Origin of the sequence: Butyrivibrio sp. CB08, from assembly GCF_003625485.1 — a bacterium.
In the GTDB taxonomy this organism is placed as follows: Bacteria; Bacillota; Clostridia; order Lachnospirales; family Lachnospiraceae; genus Butyrivibrio.
Map to the genome: position 1 here is coordinate 479,762 of NZ_RAIR01000001.1, position 19,191 is coordinate 498,952.

The 19,191-nt window shown below is 43.1% G+C and carries 21 protein-coding genes; 16 read left to right on the plus strand and 5 right to left on the minus strand.

Annotated features, from left to right (window positions below):
- Nucleotides 1-85 precede the first annotated feature (85 nt).
- The 5 genes from rpmE to D6855_RS02155 all read left to right on the plus strand — a co-directional run bounded on the left by rpmE (nucleotide 86) and on the right by D6855_RS02155 (nucleotide 3,813).
- Complete coding sequence (gene rpmE, locus D6855_RS02135; protein WP_022765874.1) at nucleotides 86-292, plus strand: 50S ribosomal protein L31; 207 nt, start codon at nucleotides 86-88, stop codon at nucleotides 290-292.
- Nucleotides 293-383: 91 nt separating this feature from the next.
- Nucleotides 384-1,376, plus strand: a complete 993-nt coding sequence (locus D6855_RS02140; RefSeq protein ID WP_120737553.1) for a DUF1385 domain-containing protein — start codon at nucleotides 384-386, stop codon at nucleotides 1,374-1,376.
- A 12-nt stretch (nucleotides 1,377-1,388) separates the two neighbouring features.
- Nucleotides 1,389-2,228: a peptide chain release factor N(5)-glutamine methyltransferase gene (prmC, locus tag D6855_RS02145; protein ID WP_120737555.1), complete on the plus strand. Its 840-nt coding sequence runs from the start codon at nucleotides 1,389-1,391 to the stop codon at nucleotides 2,226-2,228.
- 58 nt (nucleotides 2,229-2,286) lie between these two features.
- The gene (gene prfA, locus D6855_RS02150; protein ID WP_120738133.1) at nucleotides 2,287-3,357 is read left to right on the plus strand and encodes a peptide chain release factor 1; all 1,071 of its coding nucleotides are present in this window, start codon (nucleotides 2,287-2,289) and stop codon (nucleotides 3,355-3,357) included.
- 96 nt (nucleotides 3,358-3,453) lie between these two features.
- On the plus strand, nucleotides 3,454-3,813 hold the full coding sequence (locus tag D6855_RS02155; RefSeq protein ID WP_120737557.1) for an Hpt domain-containing protein: 360 nt from the start codon (nucleotides 3,454-3,456) through the stop codon (nucleotides 3,811-3,813).
- A gap of 1 nt (nucleotide 3,814) precedes the next feature.
- Here D6855_RS02155 and D6855_RS02160 read toward each other — a convergent pair whose 3' ends face one another.
- On the minus strand, nucleotides 3,815-4,315 hold the full coding sequence (locus D6855_RS02160) for a DUF5721 family protein (RefSeq protein ID WP_120737559.1): 501 nt from the start codon (nucleotides 4,313-4,315) through the stop codon (nucleotides 3,815-3,817).
- Between the two features lie 149 nt (nucleotides 4,316-4,464).
- Here D6855_RS02160 and D6855_RS02165 point away from each other — a divergent pair, with 149 nt between their 5' ends.
- Complete coding sequence (locus tag D6855_RS02165; RefSeq protein ID WP_120737561.1) at nucleotides 4,465-5,487, plus strand: substrate-binding domain-containing protein; 1,023 nt, start codon at nucleotides 4,465-4,467, stop codon at nucleotides 5,485-5,487.
- Between the two features lie 16 nt (nucleotides 5,488-5,503).
- Here the strand turns inward: D6855_RS02165 and D6855_RS02170 are convergent, their stop codons facing one another.
- Genes D6855_RS02170 through D6855_RS02185 form a run of 4 tightly spaced genes read right to left on the minus strand, consistent with a single transcriptional unit; the run spans nucleotide 5,504 to nucleotide 8,595 of the window.
- Nucleotides 5,504-6,340, minus strand: coding sequence for a DegV family protein (locus tag D6855_RS02170; RefSeq protein WP_120737563.1), 837 nt, complete (start codon nucleotides 6,338-6,340; stop codon nucleotides 5,504-5,506).
- Nucleotides 6,322-7,062 (minus strand): response regulator, encoded by a 741-nt coding sequence (locus tag D6855_RS02175; protein WP_120737565.1) that lies wholly within the window; start codon nucleotides 7,060-7,062, stop codon nucleotides 6,322-6,324. Before D6855_RS02175 ends, D6855_RS02170 begins: the two co-directional genes overlap by 19 nt.
- 13 nt (nucleotides 7,063-7,075) lie before the next feature.
- Nucleotides 7,076-7,369 carry a DUF1294 domain-containing protein gene (locus D6855_RS02180; RefSeq protein ID WP_120737567.1) on the minus strand — a complete coding sequence of 98 codons (294 nt, stop codon included), beginning with the start codon at nucleotides 7,367-7,369 and terminating at the stop codon, nucleotides 7,076-7,078.
- Nucleotides 7,369-8,595, minus strand: a complete 1,227-nt coding sequence (locus D6855_RS02185; RefSeq protein WP_120737569.1) for an argininosuccinate synthase — start codon at nucleotides 8,593-8,595, stop codon at nucleotides 7,369-7,371. The genes D6855_RS02180 and D6855_RS02185 overlap by 1 nt, the downstream gene beginning before the upstream one ends.
- Before the next feature lie 260 nt (nucleotides 8,596-8,855).
- On the opposite strand from D6855_RS02185, the gene argC reads away from it, so the two are divergent.
- The 10 genes from argC (at nucleotide 8,856) to D6855_RS02235 (ending at nucleotide 19,182) form a co-directional block, all read left to right on the plus strand.
- Nucleotides 8,856-9,908, plus strand: a complete 1,053-nt coding sequence (gene argC / locus D6855_RS02190; protein ID WP_120737571.1) for an N-acetyl-gamma-glutamyl-phosphate reductase — start codon at nucleotides 8,856-8,858, stop codon at nucleotides 9,906-9,908.
- Nucleotides 9,909-9,952: 44 nt separating this feature from the next.
- Nucleotides 9,953-10,396, plus strand: coding sequence for a GNAT family N-acetyltransferase (locus D6855_RS02195; RefSeq protein ID WP_120737573.1), 444 nt, complete (start codon nucleotides 9,953-9,955; stop codon nucleotides 10,394-10,396).
- Nucleotides 10,397-10,408: 12 nt separating this feature from the next.
- Nucleotides 10,409-11,632 (plus strand): bifunctional glutamate N-acetyltransferase/amino-acid acetyltransferase ArgJ, encoded by a 1,224-nt coding sequence (gene argJ, locus D6855_RS02200; RefSeq protein ID WP_120737575.1) that lies wholly within the window; start codon nucleotides 10,409-10,411, stop codon nucleotides 11,630-11,632.
- Nucleotides 11,633-11,642: 10 nt separating this feature from the next.
- Nucleotides 11,643-12,542, plus strand: a complete 900-nt coding sequence (argB, locus tag D6855_RS02205; protein ID WP_120738135.1) for an acetylglutamate kinase — start codon at nucleotides 11,643-11,645, stop codon at nucleotides 12,540-12,542.
- 24 nt (nucleotides 12,543-12,566) lie between these two features.
- Nucleotides 12,567-13,757 (plus strand): aspartate aminotransferase family protein, encoded by a 1,191-nt coding sequence (locus D6855_RS02210; protein WP_120738137.1) that lies wholly within the window; start codon nucleotides 12,567-12,569, stop codon nucleotides 13,755-13,757.
- A complete protein-coding gene (locus tag D6855_RS02215) occupies nucleotides 13,754-15,304 on the plus strand; it encodes a sugar ABC transporter substrate-binding protein (RefSeq protein ID WP_120738139.1) in 1,551 nt (516 codons plus the stop codon). Before D6855_RS02210 ends, D6855_RS02215 begins: the two co-directional genes overlap by 4 nt.
- A gap of 71 nt (nucleotides 15,305-15,375) precedes the next feature.
- Entirely contained in the window at nucleotides 15,376-16,044 is a 669-nt protein-coding gene (locus D6855_RS02220) for a helix-hairpin-helix domain-containing protein (RefSeq protein ID WP_158589446.1), read from the plus strand.
- Nucleotides 16,045-16,064: 20 nt separating this feature from the next.
- On the plus strand, nucleotides 16,065-16,745 hold the full coding sequence (locus D6855_RS02225) for a response regulator transcription factor (RefSeq protein ID WP_120737579.1): 681 nt from the start codon (nucleotides 16,065-16,067) through the stop codon (nucleotides 16,743-16,745).
- A 105-nt stretch (nucleotides 16,746-16,850) separates the two neighbouring features.
- Entirely contained in the window at nucleotides 16,851-18,230 is a 1,380-nt protein-coding gene (locus D6855_RS02230; RefSeq protein ID WP_330546806.1) for a HAMP domain-containing sensor histidine kinase, read from the plus strand.
- A gap of 4 nt (nucleotides 18,231-18,234) precedes the next feature.
- Nucleotides 18,235-19,182: a GerMN domain-containing protein gene (locus D6855_RS02235; RefSeq protein ID WP_158589447.1), complete on the plus strand. Its 948-nt coding sequence runs from the start codon at nucleotides 18,235-18,237 to the stop codon at nucleotides 19,180-19,182.
- Nucleotides 19,183-19,191 lie beyond the last annotated feature (9 nt).

Below are 19,191 nucleotides of genomic sequence, written 5' to 3' on the forward strand. Positions count from 1 at the left end.
AATCACAGCGTCAGGTACGATACGTACTGATGAGATATCTGTCGGAAACAGATATGATAATTTAGATATAGTGAGGTGAGAAGATATGAGACAGGACATCCAGCCAGAATTCCATCAGGCAACAGTTACTTGCAACTGCGGTAACACATTTACTGTTGGATCAACAAAGAGCGAGATTCACGTAGAAATTTGCTCAAAGTGCCATCCTTTCTACACAGGAACACAGAAGGCTACAGCTGCTCGTGGACGTATTGATAAGTTCAACAAGAAATACGGCATGGACAACAAGTAATTTCAGGTTCATAGTTTTAGAAGACAATTTAGAGGTTGAGGCAATAGCCTCGACCTCTTTTTTTACAACATGACATGAGTCGAGGAACAATATGAAGAAACGTAAGATTAGACATTATTCCGGAATCGGCGGACAGGCAGTTCTGGAAGGTGTAATGATGAAAAACAAGGATATGTATGCTGTGGCAGTCAGAAAGCCTAATGGCGATGTGGCTGTTGAGGTAGATGAGTATCACGGAATCGCTTACGGCAGCAAGCTCCTTAATATACCTTTTATAAGGGGAGTATTTGTATTTATTGATTCCCTTATCCTTGGCCTTAAGTCTCTGAACTATTCTTCTTCATTCTATGAGGAGACAGATGAGAAGCCCAGTAAGCTCGATGAAGGCATAGATAAGGTTTCTAGTGGCCACGAGGATACCTTCCTTATGGTTGTTACAACTCTTATATCCTTCGTGTTTGCGATAGCTCTTTTCATGGTACTTCCTTATGCTATTTCAGAGTTTATCTCCAAGTATGCAAGGAATGATTCCATAGTTGCTATTATCGAGGGCGTTCTCAGGATCCTTATTTTTATCCTTTATATCCTTCTTATCAGCAGGATCAAGGATATCAAGAGACTCTTCATGTACCACGGTGCAGAGCACAAGTGCATAAACTGCATCGAAAAGGGAAGACCTCTTACAGTCAAGAACGTTAAGCGCAGCTCCAGACTCCACAAGAGATGTGGAAGCAGCTTTATTTTGTTTGTAATGCTTATCAGCATAGTATTGTTCTTCTTTATCAGAGTTGATTCATATATCTGGCGCATTGTCATAAGGATTCTTCTGATCCCAGTTATCTCAGGTATTTCCTATGAGATAATAAGACTTGCGGGCAAGACAGATTTCTTTTTAATAAGACTTATCTCTGCTCCAGGCCTCTGGCTTCAGAGACTTACTACCAAGGAGCCTGATGAGGACATGATCCAGGTTGCGATCAAGTCGGTAGAGGCTGTATTTGACTGGAAGGATTTCCTTAAGGATTCCTTTGGCTATGAGATCGACGACAGCTGGCTCGATGATGGGGAAGAGAGCAAGGAGTGAATATTCCTTAGTATGAATTATAGAAGTGCCTATGAAAACGCAATATTAGAACTTGAAAAAGCCGGGATTGCTGAAGCTAAGCTTGACGCCCGGCTTCTTTTGGAGCGCGTTTGTAACACAGACCACAGCGCACTTATTGCTCACCCTGACAGAGAACTTACTGAAAAAGAGCTGTCCACCTACCAGGAGTTTATAGACAGGAGATCAAAGAGAGAACCTGTTGCCTATATTCTTGGAGAGTGGGAGTTCATGGGACTTTCCTTTAATGTATCAGGGGATGTGCTGATCCCTGAGCAGGACAGCGAATTCCTGGTGGAAGAGGCTCTTCGCCACTTCGAGGATGGTATGAAGGTAATGGACCTTTGCACAGGTTCTGGCTGCATTGGACTTAGTATCCTTAATTTTACCAATAATACAACTGCGGTTTGTACTGATATTTCCAGTGAGGCTCTTGTAGTAGCTAGGAGTAATGCAGAAAAGCTTGGGCTTTCTGACAGGGTGCAGTTTGTTGAAACTGATATCTTCCCCGAGGCGTGGGAGAAGGTAGACCTGATAGTATCAAACCCTCCCTATATTGCCAGCAGCGTAATAGAGACTTTAGCTCCCGAGGTAAAAGACTATGAGCCAAGACTTGCTCTTGATGGAGATGAGGATGGTCTTACATTTTATCGCAGGATAATAGATAAGGCCCCTGAATATCTCTTTTCCAGTGGCTATCTTATCATGGAGATCGGCTATGACCAGGCGGATGCTGTTACGGCTCTCCTTGAGGATAGTGGAAGATATCATGAGATTGAAGTGGTCAGGGACTTTTCAGGTAACGACAGAGTGATCAAGGCTTGCTTTTACTAGCGGCGCATAATTGCAGCTATAGTAAGTTTTGATTATTTTGGAGGAATGAAACATGGAAATGTTTGACAGATTAGAAGACGTTCTTAGACGTTTCGAAGATATAAATATGGAGCTCACCAATCCTGCGGTGGTTTCTGACCAGGACAAGTACAGAAGCCTTATGAAGGAGCAAAAGAACTTAGAGCCCCTCGTGGATTGCTACAGCGAGTATAAAAAGTGCAAGGAGACCATCGACGACAGTCTTGCTCTTCTTGATGAGGAATCTGATCCTGATATGAAGGAGATGCTAAGAGAAGAGCTCTCTGAATCCAAGGATCTGCTCCCACAGCTGGAGGAGAAGCTTAAGATCCTTCTTCTTCCCAAGGACCCCAATGATGAAAAGAATGTAATCGTTGAGATCAGGGCAGGAGTTGGAGGAGATGAGGCGGCTCTTTTCGCTGCTGATATGTACAGAGTCTACACCAGATACGCTGAGAGACAGGCCTGGAAGGTGGAGACCATGAGTGTCGAGGATATTGGAATTGGCGGCATTAAGGCTGTCAGCTTCATGATAAAGGGAAATGGCGCCTATTCAAGGCTCAAATTCGAAAGTGGAGTTCACAGAGTACAGAGGATTCCAGCCACTGAATCCGGCGGAAGAATCCATACTTCAGCAATAACAGTTGCTATTATGCCAGAGGTTGAGGACGTAGAGGTTGACATCGATCTTAACGACTGCAAGTTTGACGTGTTCAGGGCATCTGGAAACGGCGGACAGTGCGTCAATACCACGGACTCTGCTGTAAGACTTACTCATCTTCCTACAGGAATCGTGATTTCCTGTCAGGATGAAAAGAGCCAACAGCAGAATAAGGCTAAGGCTCTTAAAGTTTTAAGGGCCAAGCTCTACGAGATGGAGCAGGAGAGGCAGCACAACGAGGAATCTGAGCTTAGAAGGAGCCAGGTTGGATCTGGAGACAGATCAGAGAAGATAAGAACCTACAATTTCCATCAGGGAAGAGTTACAGACCACCGCATAGGTCTTACACTTTATAAGATCGATCAGATCATGGATGGGGATATTGACGAGCTTATAGATGGACTTATTGCCGCTGATCAGGCAGAGAAACTGCTGACAATGGCTCAGTGATGGAATTTTCTGTTGAAGCACAAAATTATATGTTGTAAAATCAATATATAGCTATTATTTTATGCGTTAATTCGACAGTAATACAGATGGAGGCTTATGGACGCTGGGTTTAAGTCAGAACTAATTGCATGGGGTGTTGACTGGGATGAGATATTAGACAGATTCATGGGCAATGAGGATCTGATCGCAAAGTTCATGTTCAAATTCCTCAATGATCAGAGCATGAGCAATCTGACTCAGTATCTTGCTGAAGGTAATGTGTCAGAGGCTTTTAAGGCTGTCCATACCCTTAAGGGAGTTGGAGCTAACCTTGGACTTAAGGGCTTTCTTACTCCGGTTTGCGAACTTACAGAGATCCTTAGAGCTGGTTCCATGGAAGGCTACAAGGAAAAATATGATCAGATCAAGCCCAAGTATGATGAGCTTATCGCGATCCTTAACAAGTACAATGGCTAGATCATAACAGATCTGTTTCTATACCGTTTGATTCTAAGAAGCTTGGGACGTAACTGTCCCAGGCTTTTTCTGCTTCTTTGTCCAAAGTAAAGATACTGTAGGACACTCCGGTTGTTATCACAACTTCTCCAGAGGAGAACTTAATATTTATACCAAAATCAGCCTGATCTTTGGAAATATCGCTGTCGATGTTATTAAACAGCTTTTCTTTTTGCTGAGAATTTAATCTTAGGATAAACTTGAAAGAAAGCGGAGTTTGCTTACCTTTTATCAGTTCAAGACATATGGGGCGGAGCTTTTCCCATTTGGAGAATTCTTCTGCTGGAACAGCCTCTCCGGCGCTTTCTGCATCTTTATAAAACTCCTTATGGATACGCCCGTCTATAGTAAATGTATTATAGGTATCTATGGAAATCTCCTCTACCAGGTACTCATCGAAAAGACCGGTAGTAAGAAGTTTTGCCATGAAATTTTTCTGTTTTTGTACTCGTATTGCTATCATTTTGTCCTCCTGACCGCATGGTTAATTATATGATAAAAAAGACTTTCCTGCACGCAAAATTAGTTGTATAATTATTCAAATTAATAGTCTATTATTAAATTGTAGGTTATTTAATCTACCAATAAATAATTATCATAAGCGGGGTATTTATGGCAAAGAGTGTAAGACTAAGGGACATTGCAGAGAAAATCGGTGTTAGTACAGTTACTGTATCCAAGGCTCTTTCAGGGCAAAAGGGTATGAGCGATGCACTAAGAGAGAGGATACATTCTCTTGCCAACGAGATGGGGTATATTCCTTCCATTTCTCGTAAGGCGGATAGCTCTAAAAAGAGCTATACCATCGGAGTAGTAATTGCTGAGCACTATATGAGTGAGTACAGCAACTATTATAACAGGCTCCATCAGCAGGTTTCACAGCTTGCCATGGAAAAGGGATGCTTTACCATGCTAGAAGTTATTTCTGACAAGGCTCAGGCAGACCTTCTGATGCCAAGACTTGTTTTAGATAACAAGGTGGATGGCATTTTGGTTATTGGCAGGATGAGTGAGGATTATCTCAAGGAGATCAAAGCTCAGTCCGGCATTCCAACAATATTCCTTGATTTCTGCAACCACACAGGGGATGAGGATGCAGTTATTGCTGACAGTTACAATGGTGCTTACTGCATTACCAACTATCTGTTTAATATGGGCCACAAGAAGATTGCTTATGTTGGAACTGTTCTGGCATCAGGACCTATTACAGACAGGTATTTTGGATATAGAAAGTCACTTCTTGAGCATGGCGTAGAGTTCAGACAGGACTGGATAATTGAGGACAGAGATCCAGAGACTGGAACCATAGATGGAAGCAGATATTTCAAGCTTCCCGATGATATGCCAACAGCGTTTGTATGTAACTGCGATCTTACAGCCAGTGTTCTTATCAAGAAACTTACTGAAAAGGGCTATAAGGTTCCTGAAGATTTTTCAGTTGTAGGTTTTGATAATTACATGTTCCCTGGAATGTGTGATGTTAAGATCACTACATACGGCGTTGATACTTATGAGATGGCAAGAAATGCAGTATTAAATCTTGTTCGCAAGATAAGCAAAGAACGCTACCGCCAGGGCATTATGATCCTTGAGGGTCACATGATCGAAGGCGAAAGCGTTCGAAGTCTGATCTGATATCCAAATAATAAGATTAGCAGGTAACCACGATACCACCATCGCCAGCGTAAGTAGTAGCAACACCAGCGGCATCTACGATGACAGCATCTTTAAATGGTACCTTGCTCATGATCATATCTTTTACTACAGAGGCTCTTTCGAAGCAGTTTACATGCGTGATGAAGAGCCTTTTATTTTCGGGATTTTTGATCTCGGCAGCTACAATCTCTGTCATTTTAACAAGGGCTTTTCTTATGCCAACGCCCTGGCTTCTCTGAACGATCTCGCCTCTTACGCCGCAGCATATAGGTTTGATGTTTAGAGTAGTAGCAACGAGGGCTTTCATTCCTGTGAGACGACCGTTTTTGCGAAGGGTCTCCAGAGAATCAAGCACAAAGTAGGTATTCATCTCATCTCGGAACTTCTCTATCTGAGTTACAACTTCCTCAAAAGGAAGTCCTTCCTCGCACAGTTCCATGATCTTTAAGGCTATCTGGGCTTCTCCACAGCAGGCCGATAAAGAATCGACGATGTGAATTTTCTTTTCCCCGTGTTCCTCTAAATACAGGTTCTTGCCAAGAAGCGCACTGTTATAGCTGCCACTTAAAGGTGATGAGAGAGTTACTACGTAAACTTCTTCAGCCTCAGTATCATAGGCGTTCATAAACAGCTCTGGTGATGGGCAGGCTGTCCTTGCGCAGTCTGAAGAAGCAGCGACCTTGGCCAGATAATCAGCCTGGTCAAAGGTATCATCATCCACGATAACATAGCTATCTATGCTAAGGATAAGAGGAACTACCTCAAATCTTGGATCCTTTCTGTATTCGGATGGCAGGTCACAACAGCTGTCTACTACGATCTTATATCGCATAAATTTCTCCTTGTTATTTCAATGGAATTTCTATATGTAAAAGATACTTTCAACGTAACGTTATTGTCCATAGTAACTTTCCCGAATGAGGTCTTTTTTATATGGTTAACATTTACGATACCGTAGTCGTTAACGGGGCAGAGCTGTGGGAAAATCTGGCACTGGTCATAGAAATTGACTATGTCCTCGATTATGGATATAACGCGCCCTCCTGTAAGGTGCACATCAAGCTCTGATTTGGTGGGCTTGGATCTGGTGACACAGATAATGTCGTCGCCTTTTGCGTATATGGTCTCTTTCTGGCCTCTAAGTTCAATAGTGGGGATCACAACTCCTGTGAGCTCCTTGATGGTATCCACCATGGCTGTGAGCTCTGATACCTTAAGGGGCTTTTCAAGGAAAAAGACATTGTCCCTATCAAGGCCAGCTTCCTGAGCCAGTTTCCTGTAGTCGATGGAAGAGGAGCACATGATGATTGGACGGACAATACCGACCTCCAGGAGCTTTTTTAGCACTTCAAATCCATTGGTGTCGCCATCTACCATGTCAATAAAAAGGCCGTGATACATCTGAGGACGCTGCATAAAGGCATCAACATTGCCATAGGAGTCAATGTAGATGCGTTCTCCAGTTTCCTTAAAGATGCGGTCGGACTGACGGCCAAGTAGTCTCTCTGTCTGCTTTCTGTCAGCTATATTGTCATCACAAACAGCTAAATGCATAGGATGCTCCCATTTACATGAACTTAAATTCTAAAGGACTAAAGTAGAGTAGTGCTACAACAGCGATCTGTAAAATAAGAATAAGTGGCATTCCAAACTTGAAATACCAGTGCTTGGTCTTGTGATGGAAAAGCCTCATACCAAGTATCGAGCCAAGGCTTCCTCCGATAATTGCGACAGCAAAAAGGGTTGCCTCAGGGATACGGAAGGCGCTGCGCTGCGCCCTCCGCTTATCTATTCCCATTAAGGCAAACCCTACAATGTTTATTATTATTAAAAATCCTGCAAGATAGAAGATGGATTTCATTATTTCTGATTCTTTTCAACTTCCTGCATCTTCATAGCGCGAACCTTGGATGAGAGACCAAACAGATTGATGAAGCCCTCTGCATCGTGGTGGTCATAAAGATCTCCAGTCTTGAATGAAGCGATGCTCTCATTGTAGAGAGAGTATGGAGACTTGGTACCAGCCTTGATGATGTTGCCCTTGTAGAGCTTGAATGTAACTTCACCTGTAACATACTTCTGTGTGGACTCGATAAATGCCTGCTCGGCTTCACGAAGAGGAGTGAACCATTTCCCTTCATATACTAGATCAGCAAACTTGTTGCCCATGTCCTTCTTCATTGTATAGGTATCACGGTCCAAAATCAACTCCTCAAGCTGCTGATGAGCCTCATAGAGGATGGTTCCACCAGGTGTCTCATAAACGCCACGGGACTTCATTCCAACTACACGATTCTCAACGATATCTACGATTCCAATACCGTTTTCACCTCCAAGCTTATTAAGGGTACGAATGATATCGGAAACCTTCATCTCTTTTCCGTTAACTGACTTAGGAACACCGCCTTCAAAGGTCATTGTTACGGTTGTTGGTGTATCAGGTGCATCTTCTGGAGTCTTGCCCAGAACTAAGAGGTGCTTGTAGTTAGGCTCAAGAGATGGATCCTCGAGCTCAAGACCCTCATGGGAGATGTGCCACAGGTTCCTGTCACGGCTGTAGCTTGAATCAGCTGAGAATGGAAGGTTGATTCCATGCTGTCTGCAGTATTCGATCTCGGACTCACGGGAATCCATTGTCCACTTGTCATTTCTCCATGCTGCGATGATCTTGATGTCTGGTGCAAGAGCCTTGATACCAAGCTCGAAACGAATCTGGTCGTTACCCTTACCAGTAGCACCGTGGCAGATAGCAACAGCGCCTTCTTTTCTTGCGATCTCTACAAGCTTCTTGGCAATAAGAGGACGGGCCATTGAAGTTCCAAGAAGGTACTTGTTCTCATATACAGCGTGAGCCATTACACATGGAACGATGTACTCATCGCAGAACTCATCAACTACATCAAGGATGTAGAGCTTGCTTGCGCCACAGCTCTTTGCTCTCTCGTCAAGACCATCAAGCTCTTCTTCCTGTCCACAGTCGATGCAGACGCAAACAACTTCATAATCGAAGTTCTCTTTGAGCCATGGGATGATAGCAGTAGTATCAAGTCCGCCGGAGTACGCAAGGATTACTTTTTCTTTAGCCATTTTTAAATTCCTCTTCTTTCTTTATGATGTGATTTCTGATTGTTGAAATATGGTATACTTTTGTGTGGCAGATTAAAAAACATCAAGTTTGCTGCCCTGAAACATAATATAAACCCAAAATGTATAAAATGCAATAGTTATTTGCATAAATATTTAAAAAAATATATTTTTCTGCATAAATATTTAGATTTCCTATTGCAATATTCATTTCGGAGTTTTATACTGAAACAAGTTATTAAAAGGCAGAAAGGCGAGATACTATGATAAAGGTAGGTATTATCGGAGCTACAGGCTACGCTGGAGCTGAGATCGTAAGACTTATTCAGGCTCATCCTCAGGCAGAGGTTGTGTGGTACGGATCCAGAAGTTTTATTGATGAAAAATACAGTAGTATATATGGAAATCTTTTTAAGCTTGTAGATGCAAAGTGTATGGATGACAACATGGAGGAGCTTGCGAAGGCTGCTGACGTTATCTTTACAGCAACTCCACAGGGACTGTGCGCATCACTTGTTAATGAAGATATTCTTAATAAAGTAAAGATCATCGATCTTTCAGCTGACTTCAGACTTAAGGATGTTTCAGTATATGAGAAGTGGTACAAGATCGAGCATAAGGCTCCTTCCTATATAGAAGAGGCTGTGTATGGTCTTTGTGAGATCAACAGAGACAAGATAAAGGGCGCAAGACTTATTGCTAACCCTGGTTGCTATACTACCTGCTCAATCCTTACAGCTTATCCTCTAATTAAAGAAGGTCTTATTGATCCGGATACACTTATTGTAGATGCTCTTTCAGGAGTATCCGGTGCTGGAAGAGGAGCCAAGGTAGCTAACCTCTACTGCGAAGTCAATGAGTCAGCTAAGCCTTACGGAGTTGCGACCCACAGACACACTCCAGAGATCGAGGAGCAGCTTTCATATGCAGCAGGAAAAGAGATGGTGATAAACTTTACACCTCATCTTGTTCCAATGAACAGAGGAATCCTCGCTACAGAGTATGCAACACTTGTTAAAAAGAATGGAGTTCTTCCTACTAAAGAAGACATCAGAGCTGCTTACGAGAAATATTATGGCAATGAGTATTTCATCAGACTTCTTGATGACGGTGTATATCCTGAGACCAGATGGGTTGAGGGCAGTAACTACGTTGATATCGGATTCAAGATTGATGAGAGGACAGGAAGAGTCATCATGATGGGCGCTATTGATAATCTTGTAAAGGGCGCTGCTGGACAGGCAGTTCAGAACATGAACATTCTGTTTGGTCTTGATGAAGCTACCGGACTTTCACTTGTTCCACTTTTCCCTTGATGAGGTATAGGGGAGGAGAAGTCTTTATATAAAGGGGAATTGATATGGTTAGGACAATGACATGTGAAGACTACGATGAAGTATATGCTCTGTGGATGTCCATTCACGGATTCGCCATGAGATCCATGGACGATTCCAGAGAGGGTATCGAGAGATTTATAAAGAGAAATCCTACCACAAGTGCAGTGTACGAGCAGGATGGAAAGATAGTGGGTGCTATTTTATGTGGCCACGATGGAAGAAGAGCCTGCCTCTATCACGTATGCGTAAGCGAAGAATACAGAATGCACGGTATTGGTAAAAAGATGGTGCAGTTTTGCTGCGAACAGCTTAAAAAAGAGAAGATCAACAAGGTCTGCTTAAATGCATTTGTCACCAACACTGTGGGAAATAAGTTCTGGCAGAAGATGGGATGGACTCTTCGAGATGACATGAACTATTACGATTTTGTACTTAATGATGAAAATCTGACTGTTTTCAATAAATAGGAGGCATTTATTATGAAGGCTATCGAAGGCGGCGTTACTGCTGCAAAGGGATTTGAAGCTGCCTGCTGCGCAGCAGAGATCAAGTATAAAGGCAGGACTGACATGGCTATGGTTTTTTCAAAAAAGCCATGTGTATGTGCAGGAACATTTACATCAAACGTTGTTAAGGCTGCGTGTGTGCAGTGGGATCAGAAGATCGTGGCATCTGGAGAGCCTATGCACGGGGTTGTTGTGAATTCTGGAATAGCCAATGCCTGCACAGGTAAAGAGGGTTTTGATGCCTGTGAAAAGACAGCGAAGGCAGTTGAAAAGAGCCTTGGCATACCATTTTCTTCTGTTGCTGTGGCATCAACCGGAGTTATAGGAATGCAGCTGCCTGTAGATAAACTTGTTAACGGCGTTGAGAGCATGAGTAAGACCCTTGATAGCAGCCTTGCAGCTGGAACAGATGCATCAAAGGCTATCATGACAACAGATACAGTTAATAAGGAAGTTGCTGTTACTTTTGAAGCTGGCGGAACTACTGTTACTCTTGGCGGAATGAGCAAGGGCTCAGGAATGATCCATCCAAATATGTGTACAATGCTTGCCTTCCTTACAACGGACCTTGCTATTGAGAAATCTCTTTTGCAGGAAGCACTTTCTGAGGTGGTTAAGGACTCTTTTAACATGATAACTGTTGATGGAGATACCTCCACCAATGATACCCTTCTTATTATGGCCAATGGAGAAGCTGGCAATGCGGTTATTGCTAGCAAGGGCCAGGATTATGACAACTTTAAGGAAGCTCTTTTCTATGTGTGCACCTTCCTTGCCAAGAAGATGGCAGCTGACGGAGAGGGTGCAAGTAAGCTCTTTGAGTGCAGGGTAGTAAATGCCAAAACTAAAGATGATGCGAGAGCTCTTTCAAGGGCTGTTGTAGGTTCAAACCTGTCAAAGGCAGCAATCTTTGGATGTGATGCAAACTTCGGAAGGTTCCTTTGTGCAATGGGATATTCAGGAGCTACATTTGACCAGAATAATGTAGAACTGTTCTTTGAGAGCGCTAATGGAAGACTTCAGGTCTTTGATAAGGGAACACCTATCGTATTTGATGAGGATGAGGCCCTTAAGATCATGAAAGCTGACGCTGTTACTGTATTCGTAGACATGCACGAGGGTACAGAGGCGGCTACAGCCTGGGGATGCGACCTTACATATGACTATGTGAAAATAAATGCAGATTACAGGAGCTAAGGAGAAGACCATGGACAAGGATATGCAGGATGTACTTAAGAAAGCGGAAGTATTAGTTGAGGCTCTGCCTTATATTCAGAAGTTCAACAGAAAGATCATCGTTGTCAAGTATGGCGGAAGTGCCATGAGCAACGAGGAACTGCAAAAGAATGTAATAACAGATGTTACTCTTTTGAAGCTGGTAGGCTTTAAGCCCATCATCGTCCACGGCGGTGGAAAGGCTATAAGCTCATGGGTTTCCAAGGTTGGAAAAGAGGCTGAGTTCGTAAATGGCCTTAGAGTTACCGACTCAGAGACTATGGAAATCGCAGAGATGGTCCTTGGAAGAGTCAACAAGCAGCTTGTTACCATGGTTCAGGAGCTGGGGGTTAAGGCTATCGGAATCAGCGGAAAAGACAGCGGACTTTTACATGTTACCAAGAAGCTTTCTGGTGGCAAGGATATTGGATTTGTTGGAGAAGTTGATAAGGTTGATCCAAAGGTTCTCTATGACCTTCTTGATAACGATTATCTTCCTATCATTGCGCCTATAGGCCTTGATGATAACTTTGATACCTACAACATCAACGCTGATGACGCTGCCTGTGCTATAGCTAAGGCAGTTGGGGCTGATAAGCTTGCTTTCCTTACAGATATCGAGGGTGTCTACAAGGATATCAATGATCCTTCAACCTTTATTTCAAGACTTACCTGCTCTGAGGCTGATGCACTTATCGCCAGTGGCAACATCGGCGGAGGAATGCTTCCTAAGCTTGGCAACTGCACAGATGCAGTAAGAGGCGGAGTTAACAGAGTCCATATCCTTGATGGAAGAATTGCACACTGCCTTCTTCTTGAGATCTTTACCAACAAAGGTATTGGAACCATGTTTATGGCTGACAATGATGACCTGGCAAGTGCCGCAGTATAACAGGAGATATATGCCATGAGTGAAATGATGAAAGAATACATTGACGAAGCGGAAAAAGCTCTTTTACATACCTATAACAGATATCAGATCGTATTGGACCACGGCGACGGAGTATACCTCTATGATATCGATGGAAAAAAGTACCTTGACTTCGTGTCAGGAATCGCTGTTTTCGCACTTGGATACAATAACAAGAGTTATAATAACGCTCTTAAGGAGCAGATAGACAAGCTCCTTCATACTTCAAATTACTACTACAATGTTCCAGCAATTGAGGCTGCCAAGAAGATCAAGGAAGCTTCGGGCATGGACAGAGTATTTTTCACAAACAGCGGAGCTGAAGCTGTGGAGGGCGCATTAAAGGCTGCAAAGAAGTATGCTTTCCTTAAGGATGGCACCACAGATCATGAGATCATAGCTATGAACCATTCCTTCCACGGAAGGACCTTTGGTGCTTTGTCTGTAACAGGTAACCCTCATTACAGGGAAGCTTTTGAACCTATGATCGGCAATATTAAGTTTGCTGATCTCAACGATTTTGACAGCGTTCTTAACTGTGTTACAGATAAAACCTGTGCGATCATCATGGAGACTGTTCAGGGTGAAGGCGGAATTCATCCTGCCACTGAGGATTTCCTTAAGAAGGTAAGGAAGCTGTGCGACGAGAAGGATATTCTTCTTATTCTTGATGAGATACAGTGCGGAATGGGCAGATGCGGATATATGTACGCATGGCAGAAATACGGAGTTAAGCCTGATATCATGACAACTGCCAAGGCCCTTGGCTGCGGAGTTCCTGTTGGAGCATTCCTTATGACTGAGAAAGTTGGCAGTAATTCACTGGTTGCAGGAGACCACGGAACCACCTATGGAGGCAATCCTTTTGCCTGTGCTGCTATCAGTAAAGTACTTGATTTATTCAAGGAGGACAATATAATAGAGAATGTGAATCAGGTGGCTCCATATTTGGAGAAACGCCTTGACGAGCTTAAGGACAAATATGACTTTATCGTAGACAGACGTGGTATGGGCTTTATGCAGGGACTTGTCTTTAACAGACCGGTTGCTGACGTGATAAATAAGGCTCTTGAAAAAGGACTTATCCTAATTAACGCAGGCTCTGATATAATAAGATTTGTTCCACCGCTTGTTATTACTAGGGAGAATGTTGATGACATGATATCCATTCTGGATTCATGTTTGGAGTCTTTATGAGATTAAGAGTCAGGATCATTTCTATAATACTTGTTGCTTGTGCCTTGGCGGGCACCTATGTGTATGCCCGCTCAGACAGGAGCATTTTCGAGGATTATTCTTTCTTTTCCCGCAATAAAACTACAGTAAGACTTTGGTATACAGATGATTCTTTGACACCATATCTTCAGAGTAAGGCCGTGGCCTATTCTGAGTCTAACAGCAAGGTTCGTGTAGAACCTGTTCTTGTTTCAGGTCTTGAATACCTTGAAGCAGTTAACAAGGCTTCGGTAGAAGAAGACAACTACCCAGATCTTTATATAATAACAAATGATTCTCTTGAAAAGGCCTATCTTGCTGGTCTTGCCAAGGAGATAACTGATGATGGATTTTTGACAAAGGGAGATTTCCCTGCAGCTGCGCTTAACTCTGTTACTTACAAGGATAAGCTGGTTGCCTATCCATTTTATTTTGAGACCAGTACTCTTTTGTACAACAGAACTTACCTGGAGAACATGGCAACTGAGAACCTTCAGTCTGAGATCGATATCCAGGAGGGAGAGGCTGCCCAGGCTGAGATAGATGCAGGGCAGGTACCTGTTGAAGAGGCTGAAGCTTCAGAGGATATTGATGAAGCTGAAGATGAAGATGAATATTATTACGAAGATGATGAGGAAGAAGCAGAGGATACAAGCTCTGTTATCACTCAGTTGATGATCGATGAGGCTGTTGCTGAGAGCCTTCCTCTTAATATTTCTGATATCCTTAAATTTGCGGAAGTTTATAACGCTCCAGAGCAGGTCGAGGCCGTGTTCCGTTGGGACGTTACAGATATTTTCTATAATTACTTTTTTGTTGGTAATTACATGAGCGTTGGCGGAGACGCTGGAGATGATCTTGATCAGTTTGATATCTACAACACAGACACCATCAGCTGTATGAAGATTTATCAGCAGCTCAATCAGTTCTTTGCTATTGACCCTGAGCAGATCGATTATGACAAGATCGTCCAGGACTTCATTGATGGCAAGATAGTATTTACCATTGCAACAACAGATATCATGAAGAAGATTGAAGAAGCCAAGGCTTCTGGTCAGTGCGAATATGAATTTGAAGTTGCAGATATGCCTGGTCTTACAGGCGATTTTGGATCAAGGACCATGTCAGTTACTGAGTGCCTTGTAGTCAACGGATATTCAGAAAATTCACTTGAGGCTGAGGATGTTGCAAGGTACTTCTGCAGTGATAACAGCGGAGACATCTACAAGCTCAGTGGTAAACTTGCAGCTCATGAAGGCGTAAACTACGAGGATACCAAGCTTAACACCTTTGTATCTGTTTACGCTGACTCAGTACCAATGCCCAAGACTATTGAGACCAGCAATCTTTGGATGGAACTTGAGATTGCATTTACCAATATCTGGAACGGAGCAGATTGTAACTCTACACTTAAGGCAGTATCTGAGAGTATCATGACTCAGATAACAGGAACACCTTATACAGAGACCACTATTCCTGATCCTGACGATAAGGCAATCACAGCCGGACTTGTAGAAGATAATGATTAAGCATTGAATTAATCATTTTAATCTAATAGAATAAATACGCATGGATGGGGTCCTTCGTTCGCGGAGGAAACATGCAGAAAAATTTGATCTTGAGTTTTATTTTGGCGCTTTTTCTATGGGGATGTGCGCCAGCTGGCAGGGATGTGGTCCTTGCAGATGTTGCTGATATGGCGGAGACTGCGAATACTGCTGTAGTAGAAGCGCAGGGTGATACGCCAGAGAGCAGTGCAGGTGATATGACACAGGAACCTGAAGTCAGAGAGCCTGTTAGTATTTATGTCTATGTTTGCGGAGCTGTTACAAGCCCCGGAGTCTACGAACTTCCTGAAGGTAGCCGCATAATTGATGCGATTAAGGCCAGTGGTGGCTTTTGCGATGATGCAGATGAGACCTTTGTCAATCAGGCAGCAAGATTATCGGATGGCGTCAAGCTCTTTATCCCTACAAGGGAAGAAGTGGCAAATGCAGTAGATGCAAGCGGGCAGATTCAATCCTTTGACACTGGAGAAACTTTTGTAAGCGAGGAGACTGGCACTTCAGGCAGCGGAGGACTTATCAATATCAACTCTGCCACCAGGGATGAGCTTACCAGTATACCTGGGATAGGGACTGTCACCGCAGATAAGATAGTAAGCTATAGAGAGCAACATGGCTCTTTTATGACAATTGAAGATATTAAGAACGTTTCCGGGATCAAGGAAAAGCTCTTTTCCAAGATCAGGGATTACATAACGGTTTGAGTTACGAAAGTGGTGATGTTATGAGTAAAAAAGCGCTTGTGGTAGATGATGAGAAGGCAATTGTAAAGGGAATCAAGTTCAGCCTTGAGCAGGATGACATAGTTGTTGACTGCGCCTATGACGGACAGGAAGCGCTGGATATGGCCAGAGCTACTGAATATGACATAATCCTTTTAGATGTTATGCTTCCAAAGCTTACTGGTTTTGAAGTATGCCAGCAGATCAGGGAGTTTTCAAACGTGCCTATCATCATGCTCACCGCTAAGGGCGATGACATGGATAAGATCCTGGGCCTTGAATATGGCGCAGACGACTACATCACCAAGCCCTTTAATATTCTTGAGGTAAAGGCTAGGATCAAGGCTATCATCAGAAGAACAGTCAGAACAACTGATGCTACCAAGGTTATGACCTATGGTGACCTTAAGCTCAACGAAGAGTACAGAAGAGTATTTGTTAAGGATAAAGAGATCAATGTTACAAGCAGGGAGTACGAGCTGCTTGAACTTTTGGCGTCAACACCAGGTAAGACTTATTCCAGAGAGGAGCTTCTTGAGACCATCTGGGGAACAGACTATCCTGGAGATGAGAGAACAGTTGACGTTCATATCAGAAGACTTAGGGAGAAACTTGAGAATAATCCCAGCGAGCCAAGATATGTCAGAACAAAATGGGGCGCTGGATACTACTTCCAGGCATAATTTATGGATAAAACAGGCAGTTTTAAGATAAAAGGCGTTTTAAAAAGTCTAAGAGTGCGATTCTTTGTCATAGTTTTCTTAACGGGGCTGATTTCATGCCTCGTTATGCATTCTGTCATTTTGGACAGCTATGAGAATCGTGCTGTCAATGTCAAATCAACTGAGGCACAGACGCAGCTGCGTATTCTTGCCAATCACCTCATTGTTTCCAATTACCTTCAGGACACTTCTTCTGAAGTTATTAATGCTGAGCTGGATATGCTGGCCAATCTCTATGATGGCCGTGTTATTGTTATCAACGATGATCTTAAGGTTGTTAAGGACACTTACAACATAAGTCAGGGCAAGACCATTATCTCTGAAGAGGTTGTAAACTGCCTTAAGACTGGATCTAAGGGCACAGTATCCAAGTACGACCAGGCAAATGGCTACATCGAGATCGTTACTCCTATCATCGAGAGTGAAGTTATCGAGGAAGAGGACGTATCAGTATCTGGCAAGGTCAGTGAGGTGGTAAGAGGAGTGCTTCTTACCAGTGTTTCAACAGAGACAATTGCTGTGACTCTGGATATCTTAAGCAGACGAGCTCAGATTCTTGAAATTCTTATTATTCTGATCATCCTTTTGTTTGCCGCTTGGGTTTCAATAATGCTCCTTAGGCCTTTCGACAGGATCACCACTGCCATCAATGACGTTAAGGCGGGATATACAGACGAGCCTATCGTTGGACCTAACTATCTTGAGACCGAGCAGATCATTAATGCGTTTAATGCGCTCCTTCGGCGAATGAAGGTTTTGGATGACTCCCGTCAGGAGTTTGTATCTAACGTCTCACACGAGCTTAAGACCCCTATCACATCAATGAAGGTGCTGGCAGATTCTCTTTTGGCCCAGGAAGACGTTCCAAATGAGGTTTACAGGGAATTCATGACTGACATCGGAGCTGAGATAGACAGAGAGGATAAGATCATCAACGACCTTCTGGCTCTTGTTAAGATGGACAAAAAAGCTGCTGGCCTTACCATCACTTCTGTAGATGTTGTCAATCTTACTGAGGTTGTGCTTAAGAGGATGAGGCCTATAGCAAGGAAACACAATATTGAGCTTACCCTTGAGAGTAAAAGAGCTATCACCGCGGAGATTGATGAGGTCAAGATCTCACTGGTTATCATGAACCTTGTAGAGAACGCCATTAAGTACAACAAGGACGAGGGATGGGTTCGCGTTGAGCTGGATGCAGACCATCAGTATTTTTATGTGAAGGTCATCGACTCTGGATATGGAATACCAGAGGATTCACTGGAACAGATTTATGAGAGGTTCTACAGGGTAGATAAGTCAAGGTCTCGAGAGATTGGCGGAACAGGCCTTGGACTTGCTATAGCAAGAAATGCTGTGCTTATGCACAGAGGAACCATAGATGTTAAGAGCGTTGTGGATGAAGGAACAACCTTTACGGTTAAGCTTCCACTCAGAAACGGATAAAGATATGATCTTAAGGAATATTCTTAAAAACAGAATAATCTCTTTTGCCTTAGCATCTGTGATGGTAGTTACTGCGCTTACAGGATGTCAGAGGAAAGAGCCAAGTGACCCGGACGCCTTCAAGATTTTCTATGTAAATAACAGCGAGACAGGTATCATGGCTGTGGACTATGAAATACAGAGCAGCCTGTCAGATACAGAGGCGGTTATTGCTGAACTTATCGAGCAGCTTGGAAGGATGAGTGAGAGACGTCAGTACGAAGCACCTCTTACAGGAGAGGTGAATCTTATAGGCTATTCCATAGCAGATAAGCTTCTTACTCTGAATTTTGATACCAGATATCTTGATATTGGAAGAACTGTGGAGGTTTTGGACAGGGCAGCTATCGTAAGAACCTTCACTCAGCTGGATGAAATTGAGTATGTGAGCTTCCAGGTTGAGGGAGCACCTCTTACTGATCACTACGGCAATATCATTGGTAATATGTCTGCAGATACCTTTATTTTCAATGTTGGTAACGAGATCAATACCTACGAGAAGGTTGAGCTTAAGCTGTTCTTTGCCAATGAGACAGGAGATAAGCTGGTTCCTGTGTACAGGTCAGTAGTCTATAACAGTAATATCTCCATGGAGAGACTTGCTGTTGAGCAGATCATAAGTGGTCCTAATACTGATATCTGTTATCCAACAATATCCAAGGACAGCAAGATCAACAGCGTAAATGTTAAGGACGGAGTCTGCTACATTGACTTCGACTCAGCATTTTTAAGTGAGCCCTATAATGTAACGGCTGAAGTTGCTCTGTACTCACTGGTTAACACAGTTGCTGAGTTTTCTGATGTTAACAAGGTGGCATTTTCGGTAAATGGTGAATCTGCCTTTACCTTTATGGATTTCTCAATTTCCGGACCTTATGAGAGGAATCTGGATATCATAGAGGGATCCAACTAATTTTTCAGG

Coding starts and splice junctions, on each gene's coding strand:
- D6855_RS02180 (WP_120737567.1), bottom strand. CDS start 7,369: ATGAAATCCATCTTCTATCTTGCAGGATTTTTAATAATAATAAACATT.
- D6855_RS02170 (WP_120737563.1), bottom strand. CDS start 6,340: ATGCGATATAAGATCGTAGTAGACAGCTGTTGTGACCTGCCATCCGAA.
- D6855_RS02220 (WP_158589446.1), top strand. CDS start 15,376: ATGCAGAAAAATTTGATCTTGAGTTTTATTTTGGCGCTTTTTCTATGG.
- prmC (WP_120737555.1), top strand. CDS start 1,389: ATGAATTATAGAAGTGCCTATGAAAACGCAATATTAGAACTTGAAAAA.
- argB (WP_120738135.1), top strand. CDS start 11,643: ATGGACAAGGATATGCAGGATGTACTTAAGAAAGCGGAAGTATTAGTT.
- D6855_RS02210 (WP_120738137.1), top strand. CDS start 12,567: ATGATGAAAGAATACATTGACGAAGCGGAAAAAGCTCTTTTACATACC.
- D6855_RS02225 (WP_120737579.1), top strand. CDS start 16,065: ATGAGTAAAAAAGCGCTTGTGGTAGATGATGAGAAGGCAATTGTAAAG.
- D6855_RS02235 (WP_158589447.1), top strand. CDS start 18,235: ATGATCTTAAGGAATATTCTTAAAAACAGAATAATCTCTTTTGCCTTA.
- prfA (WP_120738133.1), top strand. CDS start 2,287: ATGTTTGACAGATTAGAAGACGTTCTTAGACGTTTCGAAGATATAAAT.
- argJ (WP_120737575.1), top strand. CDS start 10,409: ATGAAGGCTATCGAAGGCGGCGTTACTGCTGCAAAGGGATTTGAAGCT.
- rpmE (WP_022765874.1), top strand. CDS start 86: ATGAGACAGGACATCCAGCCAGAATTCCATCAGGCAACAGTTACTTGC.
- argC (WP_120737571.1), top strand. CDS start 8,856: ATGATAAAGGTAGGTATTATCGGAGCTACAGGCTACGCTGGAGCTGAG.
- D6855_RS02175 (WP_120737565.1), bottom strand. CDS start 7,062: ATGCATTTAGCTGTTTGTGATGACAATATAGCTGACAGAAAGCAGACA.
- D6855_RS02155 (WP_120737557.1), top strand. CDS start 3,454: ATGGACGCTGGGTTTAAGTCAGAACTAATTGCATGGGGTGTTGACTGG.
- D6855_RS02185 (WP_120737569.1), bottom strand. CDS start 8,595: ATGGCTAAAGAAAAAGTAATCCTTGCGTACTCCGGCGGACTTGATACT.
- D6855_RS02215 (WP_120738139.1), top strand. CDS start 13,754: ATGAGATTAAGAGTCAGGATCATTTCTATAATACTTGTTGCTTGTGCC.
- D6855_RS02160 (WP_120737559.1), bottom strand. CDS start 4,315: ATGATAGCAATACGAGTACAAAAACAGAAAAATTTCATGGCAAAACTT.
- D6855_RS02230 (WP_330546806.1), top strand. CDS start 16,851: ATGCATTCTGTCATTTTGGACAGCTATGAGAATCGTGCTGTCAATGTC.
- D6855_RS02195 (WP_120737573.1), top strand. CDS start 9,953: ATGGTTAGGACAATGACATGTGAAGACTACGATGAAGTATATGCTCTG.
- D6855_RS02140 (WP_120737553.1), top strand. CDS start 384: ATGAAGAAACGTAAGATTAGACATTATTCCGGAATCGGCGGACAGGCA.
- D6855_RS02165 (WP_120737561.1), top strand. CDS start 4,465: ATGGCAAAGAGTGTAAGACTAAGGGACATTGCAGAGAAAATCGGTGTT.